Origin of the sequence: Streptomyces sp. DT224, assembly GCF_049844595.1 — a bacterium.
In the GTDB taxonomy this organism is placed as follows: Bacteria; Actinomycetota; Actinomycetes; order Streptomycetales; family Streptomycetaceae; genus Streptomyces.
Window position 1 is genome coordinate 602619 of record NZ_JBNCLI010000004.1, and the last position, 23933, is coordinate 626551.

Consider the following 23933-nt stretch of genomic DNA (forward strand, 5'->3'; position numbering starts at 1 on the left):
GCCCTCCTTGAGCCGGTCGGAGGCTGTGCACCAGGCGCTGTCAGCGCCAGGGATCGAGGGCCAGCTTGCCCCGGGTCCGGCCCGCCGCGAGTTGCCGAAGCGCCGCCGGCCCTTCGGCCAGAGGGCGCACCTGGGGAGTGCCGGGCGGGTAGACACCTTGGGCGATGAGGGCATCGAGCTCGACGAGCACGGACCGGTAGAGGGCCGGGGCCGCGACCGCCAGGGCACCGATGTGCAGGCCCTGAATCCGGACCCGGTGGGTGAAGACCAGGTCGTGCGTCGTCACCGTGGCGTCGCCGGACGCGGCTCCGAACACGACGACACGACCGGTGAACGGCTTCGCCGCCGACAGGCTGACCTCGAACGTTGCCCGCCCCACCGATTCCAGGACCAGATCGACGCCGCCGGTCAGGCGGGTGATCTCCGCGGCCAGCTCGGGGTGCCTGCTGTTCAGCACCTCGTCGGCGCCCAGCGCCTTGACGGTGTCGTGTTTCTCCGGCGAGGCGGTGGCGATCACCCGTGCACCGTAGTGGCGGGCCAGGCGCACGGCGGCCTGCCCGACGCCGCCGGCCGCCGCATGCACGAGTACCGTCTCACCCGGCTCGACCCCGCCCAGTGGTTTCAGCGCCGCCAACGCGGTGGCCCAGTTCAGCACCAGGCCGAGCGCCTGCGCATCGTTCCAGCCGGATGGCACGGGAAGGACTCCGGCGGCCGGCATCGTCATGTACTGCGCGAAGGCGCCCGGGCCCGCTCCCACGACATGGGTGCCGAGCGGCAGAGGATTCCCGACGCCCGGGCCGACCGCGACGATCTCCCCGGCGGCCTCGAACCCTGCCGCGTAGGGTGCCTGCGGGCCTCCTCCGTAGGCACCGCGGGTCTGCATGACGTCGGCGAAGTTGACCCCGGCGGCGCCGACGCGGATCAGGTACTCGTCCGGCCCCGGGGCTGGGCGGCGCTGATCGGTGGCGAGGGCAAGGTCTTCCGGCCCGCGGTGCGAGCGCTGTACCAGGGCTCGCATGGTCTGCGCGGCGGTGCTGTTCCGCTCGTTGGTGTCCATGCACCGGACCGTAAACACCTGCCACTTGTGGCAAGGTCAAGCGGACGCCGGTGAACGGTCACGGAATGGTCCGGCGAGCCGCGCGCAGGTATGTGTCGAGTGCTGCCTGCTGAGCGTTGAGCACGGCGATGCGAGCGGCGAGCCGATCGCGGAAGCTCCCGACCTCGTGGAGGAACTCCGCGCGCGTCACCTCGGAGCCCGCATCGGATCCGTCGGTGAGGCCGGGCAAGGCGTCCCTGATCAAGCGCACCGGCAACCCGGACTCCAGCAGTGACCGGATGACGAGCACCCGGTCGATCGTGGTGCGGCAGTAGTCGCGGTACCCGTTGCCGAGACGTCCCGGGACGATCAGGCCCTCGTCCTCGTAGTGCCGCAACGACCGCGCACTCACACCGCTGACGGTGGAAGCCTCACTGATCTTCATGTCCGTGTCCAACGCCCGACCCCGACGGAACCTTCCGGGCGACGAGAACCGAGGCGTTGCTCTCCGGCCCGCACGGGCCGCTCAACTGATGCTTCGTCATATACGGTCGACAGCACGGCTCGTGAGGTGCCCTGCCTCGAACTCTCCGTATGTACAAGGTGGATCGCGGCTCGTCGCGATCGCTGGTGATCCAAAAGATGGGCAGTACCCCCTGCAGCATGCACATTCGAGGCACAATCGCTCCGTCCCGGGCGCATCGTCCCCGACGAAGTGCCCCTCCGCTGCCTTGGAGTGCTCTCATGTCCGCCCCACTCGCACCGCCGCCCGCCACCCCCGGCACCGCCCGCGCCGGGCGCCTTCCCGCCGTCGTGCTCATGGCCGGCAGCTGCCTGCCCGTCCTCGGTGCCGTACTCCTCGCCCCTGTACTTCCGCGCATGCAGGACCACTTCGACAGCGTGCCGGGCAGCGAAGCGCTGGTCCCCGTCGTGCTCACCGTTCCCGCCCTCGCCCTCGCTCTGCTCGCCCCGTTCGCCGGGATGATCGTGGACCGGCTCGGCCGCAAACGCCTGCTCGTCGTCGCCACCGCCCTCTACGCACTGTTCGGAACAGCCCCCCTCTGGCTGGACTCGCTCCACGCCATCCTGATCAGCCGCGTCCTCGTGGGGATAGCCGAGGCGGCGATCATGACCGCCTGCACCACCCTCATCGGCGACTACTACAGCGGTGAACTCCGCGACCGCTACCTGGCCCTGCAAACCATGTGCGCATCCGCCTCGGCCACCGTCTTCTTCGTACTCGGCGGCGCCCTCGGAGCCGCCGACTGGCGCGCCCCCTTCTGGCTCTACGCCGTCGGACTGCTGGTAGCGCCCCTCATGGCCCGCGTCCTCCCCGCGCCCCTTCCGCCGATGCCCGACTCAGAGGCCGAGGCATCGCTCCCGCGGCGCCCGTTCCCCGTCCGGCGTATGGCAGGAATCTGCCTCCTCACGGTCTTCGGCGCCGTTGTCTTCTACACCGTCCCCGTCGAGATGGCCTACCTCCTCGACGACCTGGGAACCGACTCCACCGCCACCATCGGTGCCGTCACCGCGGTGGCCAGCGCCGCCACCGTCCTCGGCTCCGTCCTGTTCACCCGCCTCTCCCCGGATCGCCGCCACCGCCTGCCCGTTCTGTTCGCGCTGTGCGCCGCGGGCTTCGTGCTGATGGGCCTCGCCGACGGGCTCCCTCTCCTCATCACCGGGGCCGTCATCAACTGCGTCGGTACCGGTCTGCTGCTGCCCGCGCTGGTCACGAAGGCCATGTCGCTCCTGCAGTTCGCGGACCGGGGACGCGGCATGGGCCTGTGGACCGCGGCCTTCTTCTTCGGCGAGTTCCTCTGCCCCCTGATCCTCCTGGCGGCCAAGAGACCGGCCGGCGGCCTCGCTACCGCCGTAGCCCTCCTCGGGGCAGCAACCGCCCTCCTCGCCGCAGCACTGTTCACCACCACCCGCCGCCCCGCGCTCGCAGCAGTGCAGGCTGACTGACCGGCTTCAGCCGGAAGGAAGCATGGCCGGCAGCCGCTGCGTGGTCGCCGCGGTGTCCGTGGTCCGTCCGGGGCTGCCGGTCATCAGCAGGGGGTGGGCCGTTCCGGCGAGCGGGAGCGCGATGGTGGCGGGGCCGCCACCGGTTCCGCGTCCGTGGCGCGGCCCGCACTGGCCCCGAGCGCCACGGCCTGGCGGGCGCTGCGGGCCGAGCCTGCTGGATGCCGCCGCCGTCGTCGAGTCCGACGCCGTCCCGGACGCGGGCTGCGGAGCGGGCCGGGACGCGTGCGGGCGGCACGGGCCGGCCGGGTCGTCATCCCGTGTCGCGGCATCCGGCGAGGAGGAGGGCGACCATGCGCTCGGCGTCGGCCTGATCGTAGTCGGGGCCGGTGATGCAGAGGTTTCCGATGGCGCGCATCAGCCTGTAGGCGGTGACCCCGGGGCGCATGTCGCCCTCGGCGGCGCAGGCGTCCAGCAGCGTCGCACAGGCCGGGACCAGGGTGTCGAGCATGAGGGCGTGGAGGTTTTCCAGTCCCGGGTCTCCTGACCCCAGCGCCGCGCCGAGGCCGTGCTTGGTCACCAGGAAGTCCACGAACGCGTCCGCCCACAGGGTCAGCGCGGTGAACGGCGAGGGGGACTCGTCGAGGAGCCGGGGCGCGAGAGCGGCGCAGGCGTCGATCTGGTGCCGGTAGACGGCGGTGACGAGGTCCGCGCGGGTCGGGAAGTTCCGGTAGACCGTGCCGACACCGACGCCGGCGCGTTCGGCGATGTCACGAACAGGCGCCTGGACCCCCTGCTCGACGAAGACCGCCGCAGCGGCCTCCAACACGCCGCTGCGCGTGCGCTGCGCCTGCGCTTGACGTACGCCGACCGCCTCCGGCACGGATGACCCCTTTGCTCGCGGAACAATGTTCCGCTAACTTTGCGGAACGTCGCTCCGCCAAAGTATGGCAGAGCCGCGCCGCAGAGAAAGCACAGGTCTCCCATGTCTTCGCGCCCCTCCGCCCACCGGATCGTCTCGGTCAAGCCCATCCCCGTTCCCGCGCCCGGCCGCGGCATGGAACTGCAGGTGAAGGTCACCGCCCCCTGGTCGGGCGAGAACCTGCCCGTGATCGTCTTCTCCCACGGCAACGCGTGGTCCCTGGACGGGTACGCCCCCCTCGTCGACCGGTGGGCCGCCGCCGGTTTCGTCGTGGTGCAGCCCACCCACCTGGACGCCCGACGCCACACCATCGGCTGGGACGACCCGCGTTTCGCCACCATCTGGCGCGTTCGGATAGCCGATCTCCACGCGGTCCTGGACGACCTCGGCGACATCCTGGCGCAGGCCGGCCTGGATGCTCGCGTCGACCGTGACCGCGTCGCCGTGGCCGGTCACTCCTGGGGCGCCCAGACCGCGGGCGCCATCCTCGGTGCCCGCGTACTCGACGCCGACGGCGTTCCCGGCGAGGACTTCTCCCACTCCGCGGTGTCGGCCGGCGTGCTGATCGCGGCGACCGGAACCGGCGACACCCTCACTCCGTTCGCCGCCCAAAATCTCCCGTTCATGAAGCCGGACTTCTCCACCATGGCCACCGCGGCCCTGGTCGTCGCAGGCGGAAGGGACCAGTCGCAGCTCTCCACCCGGGGGCCGGACTGGTTCACCGACGCCTACCACCTCAGCCCGGCGCCCAAGAGTCTCCTCACTCTCGCCGAGGCCGAGCACACCATGGGCGGCATCGCCGGCGAAGGTGCCGCCGAGACCACCGACGAGGATCCCGCCCGCGTCGTTTTCCTCGCCGACGCGATCGCCGCCTATCTCAGCGCGGCACTCGGCACCGACGACGCCGCATGGACCGCCCTCAGCCGCACCGCCGAGGACGGCGACGGAAGGTGGGGGATCGCCGGCAAGTAAGCCGGTTGCACGCCGGGCCATGGCCCTCTGCCTCATCAAGTCGATCGCCAGGAAGCCGTACTCGCCGATGATCAGAACCCTGATCGCTGATCCACTCCCCGCGTCGAGAGGTCTTCGTGGCCCACCGTCATGCCCGGCTGACTGTTCCTGGCAGGCGGCTGCTCGTTCAACGTCTCCGTTTCGGCCACCCGGTCGCTCACATGGCCGAGGAGGTGAAAGTCATCAGGGCCACCGCTCACAAGTGGGTCCGCCGGTTGCGGGGCGGAAGGCGATGCGGACCCGCACAGTCCTCATCGCCCGGCCCGTCCTGACCGCGGCCGCCCCACCGCCATCGGCTGGGTAGCCGGCACGGGCCGCTTCGGCGCCGTATTCGGCCCATGGACCGGCGGCGCGCTGACCGAAGCCGGCAACGCCGCCATCGGCTTCACCATGTACGCCCGCGCGAACGTGCCAAGAAGCGACAGCACGGAGCCTTCCAGCGCCGAAACCTCGGTACGGGAACGCCGGCCCGGCGCGGTGGCCGGGGCGCCTGCGAAGCGCGGGCGGGTGATGGACCGGGTCCTGTGGATCTCTGCCGGCCGCGACTCGGTTCCGACGCGCCGCCCCGGCTTCCCCACTGCGGGGCGGGACACATGAGAACTTGTCCACTCCGCCCCTGGGGCCGACGCCCGACAGGACGGGCTGATGCCCGGACGGAAGCCGTCGGTCCGGGGGACGGTGCGCCCGGCCCTCTCCGGCTGCGGGGGTGAGGCCGTGACTGGCAGGGCGAGAGAGACGGGGTGACAGCGTGGGCGCGGGGCGGGCCGCCGTGGAGCACAGGCAGAGGGACGAGCAGCACCCATGGCCGCCTCGGTGGCTGCGCTGGGGCCCACCGGTACTCATCGTGGCGACGCTGGTGATGGACCAGCTCACACCACCGCGCTACCCCCTCGGTCCCCTACTGTCGGCCTCGGTGGTGCTGTCCCTGTTCACCTACCCCCCGGTCGGCGTCCTCGCCGTCGGCGCCGCCGGATGCCTGCTGCTCACGGTTACCGAGATGATCGACGACTACGTCGGTCCCCTGACCATCGTCTCTCTCATCGTCCTGGCCACCATCACCTCGCTGTCCACATGGCTGTGCGTGGTACGCCAACGGACGGAAAGCCGCTTCCGCCGCGTTCAGACAGTCGCCGAAACGGTGCAACTCGCCCTGCTGCGACCCCTGCCCGAACAAATCGGCCCGCTGCGCCTGTCGGGCTTCTACCGGGCGGCCGACGAAGAGGCACTCATCGGCGGTGACCTCTACAGCGTCCGCCCCACCCCCTTCGGCCTGCGGGTGATCGTCGGGGACGTCAAGGGCAAAGGCATCGCCGCCACACAGACCGTCGCCACCGTCATCTCCACCTTCCAGGAAGCAGCGCTGCTCCACCCGTCACTGAGCCAGGTGGCCGAGCGGATCGACGTAGCCCTCCAACTGGACCGCGACAACCCGCCGATGGCTCCGATACGGGACGCCGGGCCGCCTACCCCGGCCGGACAGGACACGGCTCCGGCGGACGAGGTCTTCACCACGGCCGTCCTGCTCGAGTTCTCGGACGACGCCCGTGCCGTCCGTATCCTCGACCGGGGCCATCAGCCCCTGCTCACCATCCGGGACGGCAGGGCGAGTGCCGTGGAGAGCGACCACAGCCTGCCGCTGGGCATGGGCGACCTGCTGACCGAGCCTCCGCACACCGTCACGCACACCCTGCACCCCGGCGAGATCCTCCTCGCCTATTCCGACGGCATCACCGAGGCCCGTAACCACGCAGGAGTCTTCTACCCACTGCGCGAACGCCTCCAGCAACACTGCGCGAGCAGCGACGGGGCAGTGACGCCCTCGGGACTGGTCGCCTTCATCGAGGAAGACGTCGCCCGGTGGGCTGCGACCCTGAGCGACGACCTCGTCGCCATCGCCTTCCAGCCCGCCCCGTCCGGCGAGGACTGACCCCGGCTGCGCGCCATCACCGCCGTGAGGTCCCTCGCCGCGTTCCGGGTCCCTTCCGGCCGACTCGCCAAGCACACATGCGGCAGGGACATGACCAGCTACGAGTCGGTGACGGCCGGCCGGGGACCCGATGAGTCATGCGGGCCGTTCGTACACGGAGACGTGATGGCTGCTGGAGTCGGTCAGTGGCCGTCCCGACCACCCGCCGGTACGCCGCACGAGGCGCAGGCCGGCCAGTTCGGCGAGCAGATCGAGTTCGCCGGGAGTGAAGTAGCGGAACGAGACGCGCACATGACGCATGTGGCCGTCCTCGAGGACCGCGTAGTCCGAGGTGTACTGCTGGCGGGCGGGGTGCAGCGTGCGCGTGCGGAGCACGGAGCCCTTGCCGGGTGCGTCCACCGGCTGGGTGCCGGTGCCGCGGGTGGCGAGCGCTTCGGGCAGATGCGCGTCGAGTGCGAGCCGTCCGCCGGGCCTCAGTCGCTGGGCGGCGGAGACGAGACAGCGGCGCTGGGCGTCCTGGGTGTCGAGCTCGGCGAAGGTGCCGCCGGCCGCGTAGACGAGGGCGTACCGTCCGGTGTCCGCCGGCTCCGGGGGTGCCGAGAAGTCGCCGAGAGTGACCCGGACCGCGTTGCCGCCGGGCTTGGCGTGCAGCTGGGCGGTCATTTCGGGGGAGGCGTCGAGCCCTTCGACGGTGAGGCCCAGTGCCGCCAGGGGCAGGGCCACCCGGCCGGTGCCGCTGCCCAGTTCCAGAAGGGGGCCGGGCGGGCCTTCCTCGGCGAGGGCTGCCAGGAAGCCGACGGTGGATTCGGTGTTCGACGCGGCGAACCAGTCGTCGTACCGCTTGGCGAACGAGGCGGCGTAGGAGGACTGCGACGACGTGTCGTACGGGAACGCGGACATGAGGTCCTCCAAGTGCGGGTTCGGGTGCGGTCAGGGCACGGAACAACGGTCATCGCCGGTCCGCTGCGTGGCGCGCAGGGGCGGTCAGCCGAAGGGGTGAGGGGGCACTCCCGGTACGGCGTGGGCGTGCAGGGGCGATGTTCCCGGGGCGATCAGCCGGACGACGGCCAGGCACTCGTCAGCCGGGGGGCCCGCACAGTCGTCGACGGCGATCACTTCGCGTCCGGTGTGTGCGGCGAGCAGAGCGACCGGGTCCGGTGCTCGGGCGGGCCGGCGAACCGGGACAGGAGCGGGGGAGTCGCAAAGGGCGGTGGCCGGCCCCGCCCAGCGCGTCAGCGCGTCCTGGGCGTGGAAGGCCCAGAGTGCGTGGTCGAGCTCGGTGCGTGGCACTCCGGTCCGCGACAGACGGTCCCAGGCGCGGACGGCTACCGGTGCGGACATGCTCCAACGGACCATCAGTGCTTCCCAGCAGGCCCGGGCCACCGCGTCGGGAAGGTCGTGGGCGGGGCCGCAGCGTGCTCCGTACGTCTGATGGGTGCGGTCGGGCTCATGGACGCAGACGGCGACGGCCGCGGCGCCGGCCGGGGCGGGGAGTGCGAGCGCGGTGGCCTGCAGGCCCTCGCGGTCGAGCAGGTGCCGCAGCTCGCCCGCGCCGCTCGGCAGGGTGCCGCGGGCGTCGAACGCGATGGGCGGATGGCGCAGCGGGTCGCACCAGCTGCGGCGCACCAGATCACGTTCGAGGATCTCCCAGGCGGCATGCGCCGCAGCGGCGTCCGGGCTCCGGTGGGCGGCGACACCCGTCGACCCGGCCCGGTGGGTGGCCCCGCAACCGGGTGGAGGGCGGTGCTGGAGGAACGCGGCACCTGCCGGTATCCAGACGTCCTCGCCGGAGCCCGTCGCCCGGCCCCGGTACCAGAGCTGCCGCACCTCACGCGGCGGGGTGTGACCGGCTGGTGCCGGGGCGGCGGGGCCTGCGGGAAGACCGGCGGGATCGGAGACCGGGACGCCGGCGCGACGCAGCTCGGACCAGGTGCCGATGCGGACCCGGCCGCCGGCCGGCAGACGCCGTGCGCGGCCCGCTTCCAGGTCGGCCTCGGCGGCCCGTCCGGCAAGTACGTTGCCCATGCGTTCCATCAGTTCGCCGTGGGCGCGTCGTCCGACGTCGGATGCGGTGTCACCCGCGGCGCTGCCGATCAGGACGGGAGCACCCCCGGCGGCGCCGGTCGGGTTGAAGGACTTCGACCGGGCGGCGACACGGGCCAGCAGGGCGCCGGGGGTGTGCGGCCACGGAGAGAAGACCTCCGGAGTCCAGGCCGTTGGTGACGGGACGCTCACGCACGGCCTCCCCGCAGCCGCGCCGCCCGCGCTTCGTAGCGCTCGGCTTCCTCCGCGAGCAGGCCGGCCGCCTGGGCGTGCACGGCCTCACCGGCAGGCGTGAGAGCCGCGCGGTGGCGGCCGAGTGTGTCGACGCCCTGGAAAGCCTTCTCCAGCAGCCGGGCCCGGCGGTCGGCTACTGCCTCCCGCTGGGAATCCGACAGCGGCGCACATCGGTGGACCAGTCGGTACAGGAGCGTTTGGCGGACCAGGACGACCGTTTGCTGGAAGAGCCCGGTCAACGGCCGGGGGTCGGGCCGCAGCGGTGTCATGACGGAGTGCCGGGGGTCGGTGGCGGAGGTGAGGAACGGGGTGCTGAAGGCGGCGGCGTTGCAGCGCGTGTGGGTGCCCTCGTGGACCAGGGCGTCGGCCAGCCGGACCCAGCCGGGCAGACCGTCGCGCCCCGCGTTCAGCCGGGCCGCGTTGACGAACACGGCGCCGTGCGTGGTGAAGTCGGTGAATCCGCTGATGGCCCGTCCGCCCAGCAGGACGATCTGGCTCACGCTCTCCCGCAATTCGGCCAGCATCGCCGGCCACACCTGGTCCAGCCGCTCGACGGTCTCGGCCAGTACGGCGGCCTGCCAGGGCGCCCAGCTCCGGACGACGGCGCCCGGTTCCTCCGTGCTCGTCGTCCCCAGTCCCCGCGGGAGTGAGCCCAGTGCCCGCCCGACCGCCGCGGCAAGGTGGGGCGCTGGGACGGCGAGATCGACCGCCCAGCGGCCGGCGGTTCCACGGGGCGGAGGAACGGCTGCCGGAATCTCGCCGACCCAGGCTTCGTGGCGCGGCGGGGCCGGCGCGGGCCGCGGCTCCGCGAGGGCCCGGTGGGCGACGGCCTTGCGGGCAGGATGACGCGGAGGCGGGAGGGCCCCGACGGCTCCCGCCCTGTGCACCACCGCGTCTGTGGCGTGCCAGAGGGCGTCCTCGGCCCGGCGGGCGGCCACGGCGTCAGGGGTCACAAGCACGTTCCGGCCTCCGGCAGGTTCGGTCGCGGGAGGTGCGTGGCGGACGTGCCGCCACGCACCCAGGTGCTCTTACGCGGACGGACCGAGTGCCTCAGTCGTCATCGCCGATGTCGACCATCAGGCCGAACTCGGGCAGTTCTTCGGTGACCTGCTCGATCTCCGGCTGTTCCATGGGATCCACTCCTTCGATGGGTTCATCCGTGATGGACGGCGCTCGCCGCCGGTCGGCCAAGGGGCTACCCAGCGCCCACCATGTTGAAGAACAGCGATGCGGGAAACAGCCGCAAATCCGCCACCCTCGAAAGCTTCCGCTTCCCGCGCCACCCGCAAGAAAGGTGCCGAAGGTCGTCCGGGAGGCATGGCCGTCAGTGGCGGATGTGACAAGGGGTGTACGCGTGCACAACGTGTCGGGTGCCGTGACTGCCCGTCGAGACCCATTCCGCCGGAAGAAAGTGTCCTGATAGTCACGTCGGCCGGACGGCCAGGGCCAGGACGGCGAAGCCGACAAGGCGAGGGCCCCAGCGGTGGCCGTCGCGCCACCGCCCGCGACGGGGAGCAGACGGCCCTCCAGCGCATGGGACGTGGCCTTCGTGAGTGATGTCAGACGGCACGGTTGACGTGGCGGGCCAGCCACATCAGCAGGGCGTCCAGGTCGGCGGCTGCCGAGAGGACCCGCTCGACGGCTTCCGGGGTATGCAGCCACGCCTCGCAGCCGAGCGCACGGGCGGCGATCAGCGAACGGTGGCGCAGCAGGCCGGCACGGGGGTGGTCCGCCGGATAGCCGCGCGGGGGCCGTTTCATCATGTCCCCTGAGACGTCATAGCCCTTGTGCCGCACCTCCTCGACGATGGCCGACAGCTCGCGGCCGCTGCCTTCGGAGGCCACTGCCGTACGGAACGCGTCGATCTGGCCGGGGTCGGGATACCACCAGGCAGCCTGGACCCACAGACCGTCCAGGGAGAACCGGAGGTTGATCTCGACCTTGCGGCCGAGCCGGATCACCGCGCTCTGGTGCTGCCACCACCAGGAGCCGGCGCGGTAGTGCCAGACGGCGAAGTCCTCGTACCGGGGATCGGCGTCCGCGACCTCGTTGAGCAGCGCGATCATCGGCTGCCGGACCAGTCGCTCACGGTCCGCCCGACAGCGGTCCCGGGTCTCCTTCGCCGGTTCGCCCTGGAGCCGCCACAAGACATCCATGGCCTGGTCCGGCCAGCCGGTGAACCGTTCGCGCATGCGCGGAGGATAGCCCGTTCCGTCGTCCGCGAGACGGACGCACCAAGAACGTCGACCGCACGGCTCGGCATGGCGCGCGCCCGGCCGCTTCCGACTCCGGCAGCCCCCGCTCCCAGACCTGCTTGCCGTCCGTGGTGCGCAGCGCCCCATGGCATGACCGCCCTCAAGTCTGTCCCGTAGGGCAGGCACATCGCGAATCCCGGGCCGTCGTCGGTGCTGGGCGGTCAGCCGATCCGGACGCTCGCGCCTGGGGCCGGCCTGCGGGCGCAGCGACGCCTGGGCCCGGGGCATGGGCGCGAGAAGCGGGCGCGCGTGGCGTCGATGCAGGCGTCCCGGGAGGTCGGCCCGCCGAAGCGAAGACGGTCATAGGCCGTGAACGCCGGCTCCAACGTGTCGAGTTCGTCGACCAGTTGGTGCAGCCGTTCCAACCACTGGGGTGAACCCGCATCCGCCTCGTTCTCCGCAGTACTGATCGCGGTCGTCAGACACTCCTTGCGCTGAATGGTGGACGGGGTCACCGAGTGCAGGCACACGTACTGTCCGCTGATATACGCCTCCCACTCCGCCTTCCCGGCGACCGGGCCGGCCCAGTGAGCGGTGAACCAGTCCTCGAGCGGCTCGACGCCACCGGCTTCGTCGGCGAGAGCGAACAGATCGACCGGCACCATCTCGGCACCGTCGGAGCGCAGATACCCCGGAAGAGGCAGTCGCCGTCCCAGCATCAGCCGACGGACCGCGTCGACATCGCGGCCACGGCTGTCCCGAGCTCAGCGGCGCAGCGCGGAGCTCGAAAGACTGATCCTCGAGAATCCCGGCCGGTTCCGGGTCCTGACCGGGGACCGGCCCACCGGGCGTCTGCACCTGGGCCACTACTTCGGCACGCTGCACAATCGGGTACGTCTGCAGAACCTCGGCGTGGAGTTGCACGTGCTCATCGCGGACTACCAGGTGCTGACCGACCGCGACATCGCGGACAACCTGACCGGGCATGTCGAGGAGGTGGTCCTGGACTACCTGGCCATCGGTGTGGACCCGGCACGCAGCACGATTTTCACGCACAGTGCCGTCCCCGCCCTCAACCAGTTGCTGCTGCCCTTCCTCAGCCTGGTCTCCGTCGCCGACCTCGAGCGCAACCCCACAGTGAAGGACGAGATCACGCACTCCCGCCAGTCCGCCGTCAGCGGCCTGATGTTCACCTACCCCGCTCACCAGGCCGCCGACATCCTTTTCTGCAAGGCCAACCTGGTTCCGGTCGGCAGGGATCAACTGCCTCACCTGGAACTCACCCGGACCATCGCCCGACGCTTCAACGACCGCTACGGCGCCGGCTCCGCCATCTTCCCCCGGCCCGAAGCTCTCCTTTCGAACGCTCCGCTTCTGCTCGGCACGGACGGCGGCAAGATGAGCAAGAGCCGCGGCAACGCCATCGCCCTGGCTGCCGGCGCCGATGACACCGCACGCCTGATCAAGGGAGCGAGGACCGACTCCGAACGCCACATCGCCTACGACCCGGTCGGCCGCCCGGCGGTCTCCTCCCTCCTGCTCCTGGCCGCCCTGTGCCAGAACCGGACGCCCGAGCAAGTCGCCTCCGACATCGGCTCCGCAGGATCCGCCGCGCTGAAGAAGACGGTGACCGAGGCAGTCAACGAGTATCTGGCCCCCATCCGGACCCGCCGAAACGCCTACGCGAACGACCGCGCCTACCTCCGGACGATCCTGCGCGAGGGCAATGAACGAGCCAATGCCGTCGCCGACAGCACCCTTGCGGAGGTGCGTGCCGCGATGAACTGCTCCTACTGAGCCCGGGACTGCCGCACTGCAACAGAGTCCCGAGGTGTGACAGCGCGGCCGATGGCCGGTCACTTGACGGCGGCCGCTCACAGAGGTGCCCCGTTGGGGCAGCAGGATCCCGCCCGCCGGGCGCCTGGGACGGCTTCGGCGGGGCGGGGAGCCTGGCCCGCCACTGACTCGGGCCGGGGCGCAGGACATCAACGGGTATTGGTCAGGCCGCCGGTGATGGCGATGACTTCACCGACGGTGTAGCTGGAGTCCGCGTCGGACGCCAGGTAGACGTAGGCGGGCGCGATCTCCTCGGGCTGGGCCACTCGGCCCAGGGGGTCTTCGCTGCCCAGGTGAGCGAGATCTTGCGTTGGCATGTTCGGATCGGCCACGTTGAGCACGGTCCAGGTGGGCCCGGGGGCGACCACGTTGGCCCTGATGCCGTCCTTGGCCAGGTGTGTGGCGATCGACTTGGTGAAGTTGACCAGAGCAGCCTTGGAAGCCGCGTAGTCGATCATGGTGTCGCTGCCCTTGAGGGCCTCTTCCGACGCCGTGGCGATGATGGCGTCCCCGGCTTTGAGGTGCGGACGTGCGGCTTGCACCAGGTGGAAGTAGGCGTACGCGTTGACCTTGAAGGACCGGTCCCAGTCCTCGTACGACAGCTGCGACAGATCCAGTTGGCTGTTCAGATGGGCGGCGTTGTTCACGAGGATGTTCAGCCCTCCCAGCTCGCGCACTGTCCGTTCGACGACCTCCTGGCAGAACGAGGGCTCGGCCAGATCGCCGGCGAGCAGCAGGCACCTGCGTCCTTGCTGCACGACTGCGCGGCGGGTCTCCTCCGCGTCCGACTGTTCCTGGGGCTGGTACACCACGGCCACGTCCGCACCTTCGCGTGCGTAGAGCACGGCGACGGCCCGGCCGATGCCCGAGTCCCCGCCTGTGATCAGAGCCACCTTGCCACTCAACTTGTCGGCCGCCCTGTAACGGGCGGCCCGGTAACGCGGCGCCGGATCCATGTCCCGCTCGAGGCCCGGCGGCTGCTGGTCCTGCTCCGGGTACGGCGGCACGGGCTCCGAAGTGATCTGCGGACCCGCCCCGTCGGGGCTGGTGTCGGCGTGCATGAAAAAGTCCTCCCATGCTCAAATGCGGCCACTTCTCCTTGCGGGTGAACGCCTAACCGCACAAGCCGGTGAGCAAACGGAAGGAGTCAGATGTGGCGACGGAGCGGGCCTGCAGGTGGCCGTAGCCGGATGGCCACACACCGGTGACGACGACGATGAGTAGGGCGATCTGCTCGACCAACGCGTGAGACAGGCCGAGTGCGGAGGGTGCGAAGCCAACAGGGCGTCCCTGCGGATGAGTTGACGTGTCCAACCCCTTCCTCAACGGCACGGGAACGCTGCCCGTTGCGCCCGACCTCAGGCCGCCCCCGTCACCTGATCAGTGGCCACACCGGAATTCCGCACTCACTGTTGGCGGGAGGGGTTGCTCGTCCGGCGCAGGTGGGCGTCGACGAGGGCGAAGGTGGCTTCCGGTTGTTCGATCTGCGGAAGGTGGCCCGCCTCGGGGATGACCTCGAGCCGGCCGTTGCCAAAGGCGTCGGCGTACGCCGCGCCGTAGCCGGGGGTGACGATGCGGTCGCTCTCGCCCCAGAGCAGGAGCGCAGGCGCCTGGATACTCCCGAGCCGGCGCAGCAGTTCGGGGTCGTGCATGTAGGGGTCGCCGGCGAGGATGCGCATCGTGGCCATGTTGGCTTGCCGGCGCGTGAGTTCCTCGGACGGGACGTCGGCCGGGTCGAGGTAGTAGCGGTCCGGGTCGTGCCAGGAGTGCTCCGCAACGCCGCGGGCGTCAAGGGCGAAGAAGTCGGTGATCGTCTCCGTCCCGACCTGCACTCCGACAGCGTCGATCAGCACAAGGCCGGTGATGCGTCCCTCGCTGTCGTGTGCGGCCATCTCGGCGGCTATCCAGCCCCCGAGGGAGGAGCCGACGACAAGCACGTCGCTCAGTTCGCGTTCGCGCAAGTTGTGCAGGTAGGCGAGGGCGAGGTCGTCGATGCCGGTGAGCCATGCGGGGCGGTGTGTGCCGTCCCAGCCAGGGTGTACGGGCGTGAGGGTATGAGCGATGCGGGAGAGGTGCTGGGCGAGGCCGGCGACGGTGGCGGGGCCTCCGCCGCCATGCAGGAGGAGCACTGGCCTGCCGGCTCCGGCTTCGGACAGGGTGATGGGCAGGTCGGCGTGCGCAAGTGACGCGTTGGTGAGCATGCCCACCACGGTAACTAAACATCTTTATGTAAGCTAGCTTGCTTATGGCGTAGACTCTCTCCATGCATGGTGAGCTGCAAGAACTCGGCAGAGCGGTCAAACAAGCCCAGTACCGACAGCATCGTGCACTTGACAGCGCACTCACGGCCATCGGCACGACGTTGGCCCAGTGGGACGCCCTGCGTGCGATCGGGCGCTCCCCCGGGGCATCGGCCCGCGAACTGGCCGCGGCGACGTTTCAGACCGGGCAAGCCTTCGGAACGCTCGTCGGGCGCCTCGCGGCACAGGGCCTCGTACAGCGCACACCGGGACGCGGCCGGCGCATCGAGCACCACCTCACGCCCGCCGGGGAGCAAGTCCTGGCGGCCGGTCACAAGGTTGCTGACGAGGTGCTCGCCGACTGCTTCGCCCCATTGCCCGACGTGGACCGCGCAACCCTGCTCGACCTGCTTCAGCTCCTCACCGCAGAACGAAACACCTAACGAACCCCTCGGATCCCGTAGCCGAACCGCAGGGGTACCTCCGGGGCGGAAGCAGGGAGAGGGCCGCATCCCGCAGGAACGAGGACGCGGCCCTCTCTTCGGGTGCCGGAGCCGGCCGGGAGTTCAGTAGGGGAAGGAGTATTTGTTCCAGCCTCTGCTGTCGTTCTCGGGCCCGCCGTTGACCGTTGCCTTGGGCTTGTACGGTGCGGCGGCGTTGCCGGCTCCTGCGTACTGCCACAGCACACCCGCTGCGTCGCGGGCAAAGGGATCGGTTCGGCCGTCCTTGTTGGCGTCGCCGCCCTTCGCGTCACGGGCGAGGATGTCACTGGGCACGTCTCCGCCGAGGTTGCCCGGCGAGAACGTCATGTTGTAGACGTCCCAGCCGTAACCGACGTCATCGCCCCACATCTCGCTCGGGGGGCGGTAGTTGACGCTGCCGGAGGTACCGAAGGTGTAGATCCCGTCGGCCCGGCCGTCACCCGTGTGAGCTACCTTGACCACTGCACGGATTCCGCTCCAGCCACGTTCCTCACTGCCGTCGGAAACAAGTCGGTCCCCTCGTACGACGGTGACCAGCACACCCGGAACGGGTTGGGGTCGATGCCGCACAGGTTGAACTGGGGGGTCGGAACTGCGGTCGCCGCTGCCGCCGCAGATGGTGGGTCCCTGCGCGCTCGGACGGCCTCGGGATATCGGCCGCGACCGCCGAAGTGCCTGTGGCGACAAGGACGGCAGTGAGCGCCGGGGCCGCGGTACGAGCGGCTATACGCGTGCGGTGCCGGCCGGGGGTTTTGGCCACAAAGACTCCATGAGTCGTCAACTGACGCTCCAGCCACCTGTCGGGTGGGAACGCTGGTTCGAGCCGCACCGTGACATGGCATCGCGATTTCTGATCTGCAACAGATGCGGAACCCTCCGCCGCGGGACCGGTGCGGTCCGTAGCCGCTTGCGTTCGAGCGGCGCCGGCAACGGAGCCGCAAGCGCGGCCCGCAGCGTTTCACGCCCGCCGCATACGGACCGGGCCATCAGGAGAACCGCGGGACTCCGACATCGATCCGCGGGGGAGCGGACCGTACGGCCCCGAGGGCGCTGCCGGTGGGTGTTCCGGTGAAGACGGCTGATGGACACCCGTGTGCGAGGGAGCCCTATGATGCCTCCCGTGGATACCTCAGGGGAGGACCCGCGATGCGAGCTGTGTGGGCAGGTTGTGAATGCCCGTCACGAGCAGCACCACGAGGAATCGGTCGTCGGTCCGGGAAAGCGTGTGGAGTACGTGGTGATCGGGCTGCGCGGCGCCCATGCCCTCTATCACGCTGCCGATGAGCCCTCGCGTATCCGTAAGACCGGTGCCGCCGACCTGGCGAAGGCACTGGGAGTCGAGTTGCTCGATCTTCCTGGGCGCCCTTACGCGTGCTGGGAAGTGCCCGGTGAGTACGGCGGCACCTTCCGGAGCGGCTTCGAGCCGGCCTGACACAGCGGCTGCGCACCTGGACAGTGTCTTTCGGATCATCTCAGGAACGGCGTGCCGTACGTGGTGAGCGGTCAGCCGGCCACCGCCGTGACGTGCGGTTCGCGGAGGCCGGCAAGGGGCTGGGGCCAGACGCCGAGGCGGGCCAGGTCCAGATCGTGGACCTGGAAGAAACACCCCGTCGGTGTCGCGGAAGCGGACGCAAGGTGGCCGTGGACCGGGTCGACGGACGCGGTGTACGCCGAGGTGCCGTTTCGCTGGCACGTGGCGAGTCCGGCGGACCCGTAGTCGAGGACCTTCCCGTTGACGCACGGGAAGCGGGCCGACCGGGGTGGGTGGGCCTGTCGTGGGTCATGGAGCTCAGCCAAGCCGGGGACCCCCGGCCGTACTCGGCCCCGCCTACCGACCTGTCTCAGCGCGAGCCACTTCGGTGTCGTGCTGGTCGGCAACCCAGTACCGGGCGGCGCGCTTCGCTGGTCGCCCGCAGGAGGCCGTCGGCTCGGTTTCTGCCGCGCTGCGGGCGGTGCAGGGGGGTTGGCGGTGTATCCGGCGGGGCCGGAGCCGATGGTGGCGACGTCGCGTATCCGCTCACACCGTCGCCTCCGGCTCGGCCGGGGAGATTTCGGCGATCAGGCGCTCCACCAGGGTCTTGATCTCGTCGCGGATCGGGCGGACCGCGTCGACGCCCTGGCCGGCGGGGTCGTCGAGCTTCCAGTCCAGGTAGTGCTTGCCGGGGAAGACGGGACAGGTGTCGCCGCAGCCCATGGTGATGCACACGTCGGACTCCTTCACCGCGTCCACGGTGAGGATCTTCGGGACCTCGGCGGAGATGTCGATGCCGACCTCGGCCATCGCGGCGACGGCGGCCGGGTTCACCCGGTCGCCGGGGTCGGAGCCGGCGGAGCGGACCTCGACGCGGTCTCCGGCCAGGTGGGTCAGCCAGGCGGCGGCCATCTGGGAGCGGCCGGCGTTGTGGACGCAGACGAACAGGACGGACGGTTTCGTGCCGGTGCGCTCGGGCATGCGGGGCTCTCTCGTCTCGCGGCGGCTGGGCGCCACCATGCCATCAGCGTCCGCTGGTATCAGCGAACGGTGATATGAAAGTATCAGCGCATGCTGACTTCAGTCGATCCTGATGTGATCCGGGCGCTGGGCGATCCGCTCCGGCTGCGGATTGTGACCCTGCTGGCGCGCGAGACGCTGTGCACGACGCACCTGGTGGAGGAGACGGGGGCCAAGCAGACCAATCTGTCCAACCACATGAAGGTGCTGCGCGAGGCCGGGCTGGTGGAGACCGAGCCGTGCGGCCGCTTCACCTACTACAAGCTCAGGCCCGAGGTCCTGGCCGGCCTCTCCGTACAGTTCGCCGAGCTCGCCGAATCCGCCCGCACCGCCGCCGAGAACAAGAGGGCCTGCCCGTGACTTCCACCGCCCACGCCCAGAGTGCCGACGCGGCCGGGGAGGACTCGATCGTCAAGAAGCTCTCCACTTTGGACCGCTACCTCGCGGTGTGGATTCTCGCCGCGATGGCCGCCGGTCTGGGCCTCGGCCGGCTCATCCCCGGCCTGAACGACGCCCTGGCGAAGGTGGAGATCGGCGGGATCTCCCTGCCGATCGCGCTCGGGCTGCTGATCATGATGTATCCGGTGCTGTCGAAGGTCCGCTACGACCGGCTCGACGCCGTCACCGGCGACCGCAAGCTCATGGCATCGTCACTGGTCATCAACTGGATCGTCGGCCCGGCGGTCATGTTCGCACTCGCGTGGTTCTTCCTGCCGGACCTGCCCGCGTACCGCACCGGCCTGATCATCGTCGGCCTGGCCCGCTGCATCGCCATGGTCATCATCTGGAACGACCTCGCCTGTGGCGACCGCGAGGCAGCCGCCGTCCTCGTCGCCCTGAACTCCGTCTTCCAAGTCCTGGCGTTCGGCCTGCTGGGCTGGTTCTACCTCGACCTGCTGCCCGGCTGGCTCGGCCTCGGCGACGGCGAGCACCTCGACATCTCCCTGTGGAGAATCGCGCTCAACGTGGTCATCTTCCTCGGCATCCCGCTGCTGGCCGGCTTCCTCACCCGCCACCTGGGCGAGAGGAAGCTCGGCCGTAACGACTACGAGCAGCGGTTCCTGCCGAAGATCGGCCCCTGGGCGCTGTACGGGCTGCTGTTCACGATCGTCATCCTCTTCGCCCTCCAGGGGAAGACCATCACGTCGCAGCCACTGGACGTCGCCCGGATCGCGCTGCCGCTGCTGATGTACTTCGCCGTCATGTTCTTCGGCACGTTCCTGCTCGGCAAGGGCCTGGGCCTGGCCTACGACCGCACAGCGACCCTCGCCTTCACGGCGGCGGGCAACAACTTCGAGCTGGCCATCGCGGTCGCCATCGCCACCTTCGGCGTCACCTCCGGCCAGGCCCTGTCCGGCGTCGTCGGACCGCTCATCGAAGTACCGGTGCTGATCGGCCTGGTCCACGTCGCGCTCGCCTGGCGACGAAAGTTCACCGCCGACACGGTGGCGACGGCTCCATGAGGCATCAGACGGAGGTGGTGGTGGTCGGCGGCGGCCAGGCAGGGCTCGCCGCCGGCTACCACCTGCGCCGCCAGCGCCTCGACTTCGTGATCCTGGACGCGCAGACGGGGCGGGGCGGGTCGTGGCAGCACATGTGGGACTCACTGCACCTGTTCTCCCCGGCCGAGCACTCCTCGCTGCCCGGCCGCCTCATGCCCGCCCAGGCGGGCGAGACCTACCCGGGCGCGGGGCACGTGGTGGACTACCTCGCCGACTACGAGCAGCGCTACGACCTGCCCGTTCAGCAGGGCACCCGCGTGGACGCCGTACGCCGCGACGCGGACCGCCTCCTGGTCGAAACGGACTCCGGCACCTGGCGGGCCCGTGCGGTCATCAGCGCCACCGGCAACTGGTCGCGGCCCTTCCTCCCCGCCGTGCCCGGCCGGGGCACCTTCACCGGTCGGCAGCTGCACACGGTGAACTACCGCTGTCCGGCCCACTTCGCCGGGCAGCGTGTCGTCGTGGTGGGCGGAGGGAACTCCGGCGCCCAGATCGCTGCCGATCTCGCCCTGGACGGCCGTGTCGAGGTGACGTGGGTGACCCGGCGCCCGCCACGGTTCCTGCCGGACGACATAGACGGCCGTGCCCTGTTCGAGGTCGCCACCGCCCGCCGCCGCGCCCTGGACGCCGGCCGTACCGACACCGGTGGGGTGGCCTCGCTCGGCGACATCGTGGCCGTGCCGCCCGTCCGCGCTGCCCGCGACGCCGGACTTCTCGCCGCCGAGCCGATGTTCGCCCAGCTCACCGCTCCCGGTGTGCGGTGGGCCGACGGCAGCCGGAGCGACGCGGACGCGGTGATCTGGTGCACCGGCTTCCGCCCGGCACTGGGCCACCTCGCCCCGCTGAACCTGCGGGGCCCACGCGGGCACATCCCCACCGACGGCACGCGCGCCCTCGGCGAGCCACGGTTGCACCTGCTCGGCTACGGCGACTGGACCGGCCCGGCCTCGGCCACCCTTGTCGGCGTCGGCCGTACCGCCCGCGACGCCGCCCGCGCGATCGCGCAGTCGTCGTGACCGGTCAGCTGACGGCGGGGCTGCGGCGCTCGACGAGGACGACGTCGCGCCAGACGCCGCGATGGCGCCCGATCCGCTCCCGCGTGCCGATGACACGGAAGCCGGCCCGTTGGTGAACAGCGAGACTGGCGGTGTTCTCGGGGAAGATCCCCGACTGGATCGTCCATATCCCCGCCCGTTCCGTCGAATCCACCAGCGTCTTCAGGAGGACGGAGGCGACCCCGTGGCCGCGGGCGGCCGGGTGGACGTAGACGGAGTGCTCCACCACGCCCGCGTACGCGGACCGGGCGGAGACCCGGCTCACGGCCACCCAGCCCAGCACCGTCCCGTCCGCGTCAAGGGCGGCGAAGCGGTGCTCGGGCAGCTTCGCCGCGTCGAACGCCTCCCAGGCCGGCGCGACGGTCTCGAAGGTGGCGTTCCCCTCGTCGATGCCGGCCTGGTAGATGGCCAGCACCTGCTCGGCGTGCTCCGGCGCCAGCGGCACGATCACCGCGCCCGCAGATCCGCTCCCCACGGCGTTCCTCCCTCCGTGCCGGTCAGGCCGCGGCCGGAAGGGCCAGCAGATTGCCCATCGCGGCCAGGACGGACGGCTCGACCCGGTAGTAGACCCAGGTGCCGCGCCGCTGGGAGGTGAGCAGTCCGGCCTCCTTGAGCTTCTTCAGATGATGGGAGACGGTCGGCTGCGAGACACCGACATCGGAGATGTCGCACACGCACGCTTCGCCGCCCTCGTGGGAGGCCACGGCCGAGAAGAGGCGGAGGCGGACCGGGTCACCGAGCGCCTTGAACATACGCGCGGCGGTCTCGGCCTCCTCGGCGGTCATCGGACGCTCGGCCAGCGGCGGGCAGCATGGCACCACGTCCTGGACATCGGCGGGATCGAGCAGTGGCGGCACCTTCGCATTCGACATACGTCTATGTTGACACATGTCGAACCAGTAGGGGCGGGGCGTGTCACCGGCGTGCGAGACCGGCGGCCAGGCGCCGGATGAGCCGGTCCGCGTCCCGCCCAACACCGCGCAGAGAGTCCGAGGACAGGCTGCGCTGCCGTTCCAGCCCGACGCACGCCGGGCCAGGAACGGCGGTGGCGCGACCCTCGCGGTGACGGGGTCTCCTCTCGGCGTCGGGCCGCCACGACCGCCCGCTCGGACAGCCGGCCGGCGTAGGCGGTAGGTGGGTGACGACCTCGTCGCGGTGCGGGTAGAGGTCGCGGTGGGCGCCGGGGAACGGCATCCCGGGCAGGGGGCTGTACCGGGCGGCGAGAGCAGCCGGAGGCTGTCGTAGTAGTGCGGCCGAGACCCGCCCGCCCGGTCGGGGGCTTCCAGTGCCACCGGCCGCAGCCCGCGCCGCAGCAGCATGTGGGCGATGGCGAGGCCGGGCCGGCCACCGGCGATCACGCCGACACCGACGCGCCTCGAACGCCTGGCTTTGATGAATGTCTATGTTGACGCTCATCGATGCAGGTGCCATGCTGGGCCGTGCAAGACATCGACGGATGTCGAAACAGTCAAGGAGTAGCCGTGAACGAGCCCGCCACCACCGAGCTGCCCGTCATCGTGATCGGCGCCGGGCCCGCCGGGCTCGCTGCCGCCGCACACCTGACCGAACGGGGCATCGAGCCCCTCGTGCTGGAAGCGGGCGACAGCGCCGGCGCGGCCGTCCGCGAGTGGAGCCACGTGCGCCTGTTCTCCACCTGGGGCGAAGTCGTCGACCCGGCCGCCGAGAAGCTCCTCGCCGCTGCCGGCTGGAGGAGGCCCGACCTGGCTACGTACCCATCCGGCGGTGACTGGGCCGACTTGTACCTGCAGCCGCTCGCCGACGCCCTCGGCGACCGTGTCCGCACCGGCGCCACCGTCACCGGCGTCTCCCGTGCCGGCCGGGACCGGATCGTGGACGCCGACCGCGAGGCCCAGCCGTTCGTCGTGCACGTCGCTTACGCCGGCGGTCGCGAGGAGCGCCTCTTCGCCCGTGCGGTCATCGATGCCTCCGGCACCTGGGCCACGCCGTCTCCGGCCGGCGGCAGTGGTCTGCCCGCTCTCGGTGAGAGGGGCGCCACGGACCGGATCACCTACCGCGTCCCGGACCTGAAGGACCCGTCCGTCCGCGCCCGGTACGCGGGCAAGCGCACCGCCGTGATCGGCTCGGGTGCCTCCGCGTTCACCGCACTGGCCTACCTGGCCGACCTCGCGAAGTCCGACGACGGCGCGGGGACGAAGGGCGTGTGGGTCCTGCGCCGGGGAATCTCCGGCTCCTCCTTCGGCGGTGGCAAGGCCGACCAGCTTCCGGCGCGCGGTGCCCTTGGCCTGACGGCGAAGGCCGCCGTCGACGAGGGGCACGCGGACGCGGTCACCGGTTTCCGCACCGAAGCGATCGAACGGGCGGACGACGGCCGCTTGGTTCTGGTGGGCGAGGACGGCCGCCGCCTGGACGCGGTCGACGAGGTGATCGTCCTGACCGGCTTCCGCCCCGACCTCTCGTTCCTCGACGAGCTGCGCCTGGCCCTGGACGAGCGCCTCCAGTCCCCGGTGGAGCTGGCGCCGCTGATCGACCCCAACCAGCATTCATGCGGCACCGTCTACCCGCACGGCCACCGCGAGCTCTCCCACCCCGAGCAGGGCGTGTACCTGGTCGGGATGAAGTCCTACGGCCGCGCCCCGACCTTCCTGGCCATGACCGGCTACGAGCAGGTGCGCTCCGTCGCCGCCGCGATCGCCGGCGACCTCGAGTCCGCCGACCGCGTCGAACTCACCCTCCCGGAGACCGGAGTCTGCGGCGGAGCCGGTCTCTTCGACGCCCCCGACGCCGCTGAGGCCGACGGCGGCTGCTGCGCACCCACCCCGCAGCTCGTCCAGCTCGGCGCCCCCGCCGCGGTCGGGGCGGCTGCCGAGCAGAACCAGGCGGGCGGTTGCTGCGGCTCGTGACCAGCCTGGGCGCCCCCGCTCGCGGGGCCGCGACCGGAACAGGGGACCGGTCGCGGCCCCCCGCCGCCCGGCCCCCCCCCAGGCGGCCGCCCGGAGGGGGGGGGGGCAGCGTCCC

The 23933-nt window shown here is 71.0% G+C and carries 24 protein-coding genes and 2 pseudogenes; 11 read left to right on the forward strand and 15 right to left on the reverse strand.

Going from position 1 to position 23933, the window contains the following annotated elements; all coding sequences use genetic code 11:
- Positions 1-40 precede the first annotated feature (40 nt).
- Positions 41-1057 (reverse strand): NADPH:quinone oxidoreductase family protein, encoded by a 1017-nt coding sequence (locus tag ACLQ2N_RS13020; protein ID WP_425812290.1) that lies wholly within the window; start codon positions 1055-1057, stop codon positions 41-43.
- Between the two features lie 58 nt (positions 1058-1115).
- Positions 1116-1481: a MerR family transcriptional regulator gene (locus tag ACLQ2N_RS13025; protein WP_425812292.1), complete on the reverse strand. Its 366-nt coding sequence runs from the start codon at positions 1479-1481 to the stop codon at positions 1116-1118.
- Between the two features lie 299 nt (positions 1482-1780).
- On the opposite strand from ACLQ2N_RS13025, the gene ACLQ2N_RS13030 reads away from it, so the two are divergent.
- On the forward strand, positions 1781-3001 hold the full coding sequence (locus ACLQ2N_RS13030; RefSeq protein WP_425812294.1) for an MFS transporter: 1221 nt from the start codon (positions 1781-1783) through the stop codon (positions 2999-3001).
- A gap of 310 nt (positions 3002-3311) precedes the next feature.
- Here ACLQ2N_RS13030 and ACLQ2N_RS13035 read toward each other — a convergent pair whose 3' ends face one another.
- On the reverse strand, positions 3312-3881 hold the full coding sequence (locus ACLQ2N_RS13035) for a TetR/AcrR family transcriptional regulator (protein ID WP_425812296.1): 570 nt from the start codon (positions 3879-3881) through the stop codon (positions 3312-3314).
- A 102-nt stretch (positions 3882-3983) separates the two neighbouring features.
- On the opposite strand from ACLQ2N_RS13035, the gene ACLQ2N_RS13040 reads away from it, so the two are divergent.
- From ACLQ2N_RS13040 to ACLQ2N_RS13050, 3 genes and pseudogenes are all read left to right on the forward strand, one after another.
- Positions 3984-4892, forward strand: a complete 909-nt coding sequence (locus tag ACLQ2N_RS13040; protein ID WP_425812298.1) for an alpha/beta hydrolase family protein — start codon at positions 3984-3986, stop codon at positions 4890-4892.
- 116 nt (positions 4893-5008) lie between these two features.
- A pseudogene (locus tag ACLQ2N_RS13045) lies at positions 5009-5201 on the forward strand (leucine zipper domain-containing protein); the annotation flags it as partial.
- 574 nt (positions 5202-5775) lie between these two features.
- Entirely contained in the window at positions 5776-6858 is a 1083-nt protein-coding gene (locus tag ACLQ2N_RS13050) for a PP2C family protein-serine/threonine phosphatase (protein ID WP_425812300.1), read from the forward strand.
- A 135-nt stretch (positions 6859-6993) separates the two neighbouring features.
- Here ACLQ2N_RS13050 and ACLQ2N_RS13055 read toward each other — a convergent pair whose 3' ends face one another.
- The 5 genes and pseudogenes from ACLQ2N_RS13055 to ACLQ2N_RS13075 form a co-directional block, all read right to left on the reverse strand.
- Positions 6994-7758, reverse strand: a complete 765-nt coding sequence (locus ACLQ2N_RS13055; protein WP_425812302.1) for a class I SAM-dependent DNA methyltransferase — start codon at positions 7756-7758, stop codon at positions 6994-6996.
- An 84-nt stretch (positions 7759-7842) separates the two neighbouring features.
- Positions 7843-9093 carry a YcaO-like family protein gene (locus ACLQ2N_RS13060; RefSeq protein WP_425812304.1) on the reverse strand — a complete coding sequence of 417 codons (1251 nt, stop codon included), beginning with the start codon at positions 9091-9093 and terminating at the stop codon, positions 7843-7845.
- Entirely contained in the window at positions 9090-10094 is a 1005-nt protein-coding gene (locus tag ACLQ2N_RS13065; protein ID WP_425812306.1) for an aKG-HExxH-type peptide beta-hydroxylase, read from the reverse strand. The genes ACLQ2N_RS13060 and ACLQ2N_RS13065 overlap by 4 nt, the downstream gene beginning before the upstream one ends.
- Positions 10095-10694: 600 nt before the next feature.
- Positions 10695-11327 carry a DUF2461 family protein gene (locus ACLQ2N_RS13070; protein WP_425812308.1) on the reverse strand — a complete coding sequence of 211 codons (633 nt, stop codon included), beginning with the start codon at positions 11325-11327 and terminating at the stop codon, positions 10695-10697.
- Positions 11328-11551: 224 nt separating this feature from the next.
- Positions 11552-12073: pseudogene (locus ACLQ2N_RS13075) on the reverse strand (DUF6058 family natural product biosynthesis protein); the annotation flags it as partial.
- 10 nt (positions 12074-12083) lie between these two features.
- Between ACLQ2N_RS13075 and trpS the strand changes: the two are divergent.
- Positions 12084-13127, forward strand: coding sequence for a tryptophan--tRNA ligase (trpS, locus tag ACLQ2N_RS13080; RefSeq protein WP_425812373.1), 1044 nt, complete (start codon positions 12084-12086; stop codon positions 13125-13127).
- Positions 13128-13315: 188 nt separating this feature from the next.
- Here trpS and ACLQ2N_RS13085 read toward each other — a convergent pair whose 3' ends face one another.
- Positions 13316-14227, reverse strand: a complete 912-nt coding sequence (locus ACLQ2N_RS13085) for an SDR family oxidoreductase (protein WP_425812310.1) — start codon at positions 14225-14227, stop codon at positions 13316-13318.
- Between the two features lie 345 nt (positions 14228-14572).
- Positions 14573-15367 (reverse strand): alpha/beta fold hydrolase, encoded by a 795-nt coding sequence (locus ACLQ2N_RS13090; RefSeq protein WP_425812312.1) that lies wholly within the window; start codon positions 15365-15367, stop codon positions 14573-14575.
- A gap of 62 nt (positions 15368-15429) precedes the next feature.
- Between ACLQ2N_RS13090 and ACLQ2N_RS13095 the strand changes: the two genes are divergently transcribed.
- Positions 15430-15849 carry a MarR family winged helix-turn-helix transcriptional regulator gene (locus ACLQ2N_RS13095; protein ID WP_425812314.1) on the forward strand — a complete coding sequence of 140 codons (420 nt, stop codon included), beginning with the start codon at positions 15430-15432 and terminating at the stop codon, positions 15847-15849.
- Positions 15850-15972: 123 nt separating this feature from the next.
- Here ACLQ2N_RS13095 and ACLQ2N_RS13100 read toward each other — a convergent pair whose 3' ends face one another.
- Positions 15973-16350, reverse strand: a complete 378-nt coding sequence (locus ACLQ2N_RS13100) for a hypothetical protein (RefSeq protein WP_425812316.1) — start codon at positions 16348-16350, stop codon at positions 15973-15975.
- Positions 16351-17008: 658 nt separating this feature from the next.
- Between ACLQ2N_RS13100 and ACLQ2N_RS13105 the strand changes: the two genes are divergently transcribed.
- A complete protein-coding gene (locus ACLQ2N_RS13105) occupies positions 17009-17320 on the forward strand; it encodes a hypothetical protein (RefSeq protein ID WP_425812318.1) in 312 nt (103 codons plus the stop codon).
- A gap of 71 nt (positions 17321-17391) precedes the next feature.
- Here ACLQ2N_RS13105 and ACLQ2N_RS13110 read toward each other — a convergent pair whose 3' ends face one another.
- The gene (locus ACLQ2N_RS13110; RefSeq protein WP_425812320.1) at positions 17392-17685 is read right to left on the reverse strand and encodes a hypothetical protein; all 294 of its coding nucleotides are present in this window, start codon (positions 17683-17685) and stop codon (positions 17392-17394) included.
- A gap of 220 nt (positions 17686-17905) precedes the next feature.
- Positions 17906-18340, reverse strand: coding sequence for an arsenate reductase ArsC (locus ACLQ2N_RS13115; RefSeq protein ID WP_425812322.1), 435 nt, complete (start codon positions 18338-18340; stop codon positions 17906-17908).
- A 90-nt stretch (positions 18341-18430) separates the two neighbouring features.
- Between ACLQ2N_RS13115 and ACLQ2N_RS13120 the strand changes: the two genes are divergently transcribed.
- The 3 genes from ACLQ2N_RS13120 to ACLQ2N_RS13130 are packed head-to-tail and all read left to right on the forward strand — an operon-like array spanning position 18431 to position 20897.
- A complete protein-coding gene (locus ACLQ2N_RS13120; protein WP_425812324.1) occupies positions 18431-18739 on the forward strand; it encodes an ArsR/SmtB family transcription factor in 309 nt (102 codons plus the stop codon).
- Positions 18736-19842, forward strand: a complete 1107-nt coding sequence (gene arsB / locus ACLQ2N_RS13125) for an ACR3 family arsenite efflux transporter (protein WP_425812326.1) — start codon at positions 18736-18738, stop codon at positions 19840-19842. The genes ACLQ2N_RS13120 and arsB overlap by 4 nt, the downstream gene beginning before the upstream one ends.
- Positions 19839-20897 carry an ArsO family NAD(P)H-dependent flavin-containing monooxygenase gene (locus ACLQ2N_RS13130; protein ID WP_425812328.1) on the forward strand — a complete coding sequence of 353 codons (1059 nt, stop codon included), beginning with the start codon at positions 19839-19841 and terminating at the stop codon, positions 20895-20897. Before arsB ends, ACLQ2N_RS13130 begins: the two co-directional genes overlap by 4 nt.
- Before the next feature lie 4 nt (positions 20898-20901).
- Here the strand turns inward: ACLQ2N_RS13130 and ACLQ2N_RS13135 are convergent, their stop codons facing one another.
- Together ACLQ2N_RS13135 and ACLQ2N_RS13140 are read right to left on the reverse strand one after the other, a co-directional pair.
- Complete coding sequence (locus ACLQ2N_RS13135; protein ID WP_425812330.1) at positions 20902-21411, reverse strand: GNAT family N-acetyltransferase; 510 nt, start codon at positions 21409-21411, stop codon at positions 20902-20904.
- 22 nt (positions 21412-21433) lie between these two features.
- Entirely contained in the window at positions 21434-21808 is a 375-nt protein-coding gene (locus ACLQ2N_RS13140; protein ID WP_425812332.1) for an ArsR/SmtB family transcription factor, read from the reverse strand.
- A gap of 609 nt (positions 21809-22417) precedes the next feature.
- Between ACLQ2N_RS13140 and ACLQ2N_RS13145 the strand changes: the two genes are divergently transcribed.
- Positions 22418-23818: an NAD(P)-binding domain-containing protein gene (locus ACLQ2N_RS13145; protein ID WP_425812334.1), complete on the forward strand. Its 1401-nt coding sequence runs from the start codon at positions 22418-22420 to the stop codon at positions 23816-23818.
- Positions 23819-23933 lie beyond the last annotated feature (115 nt).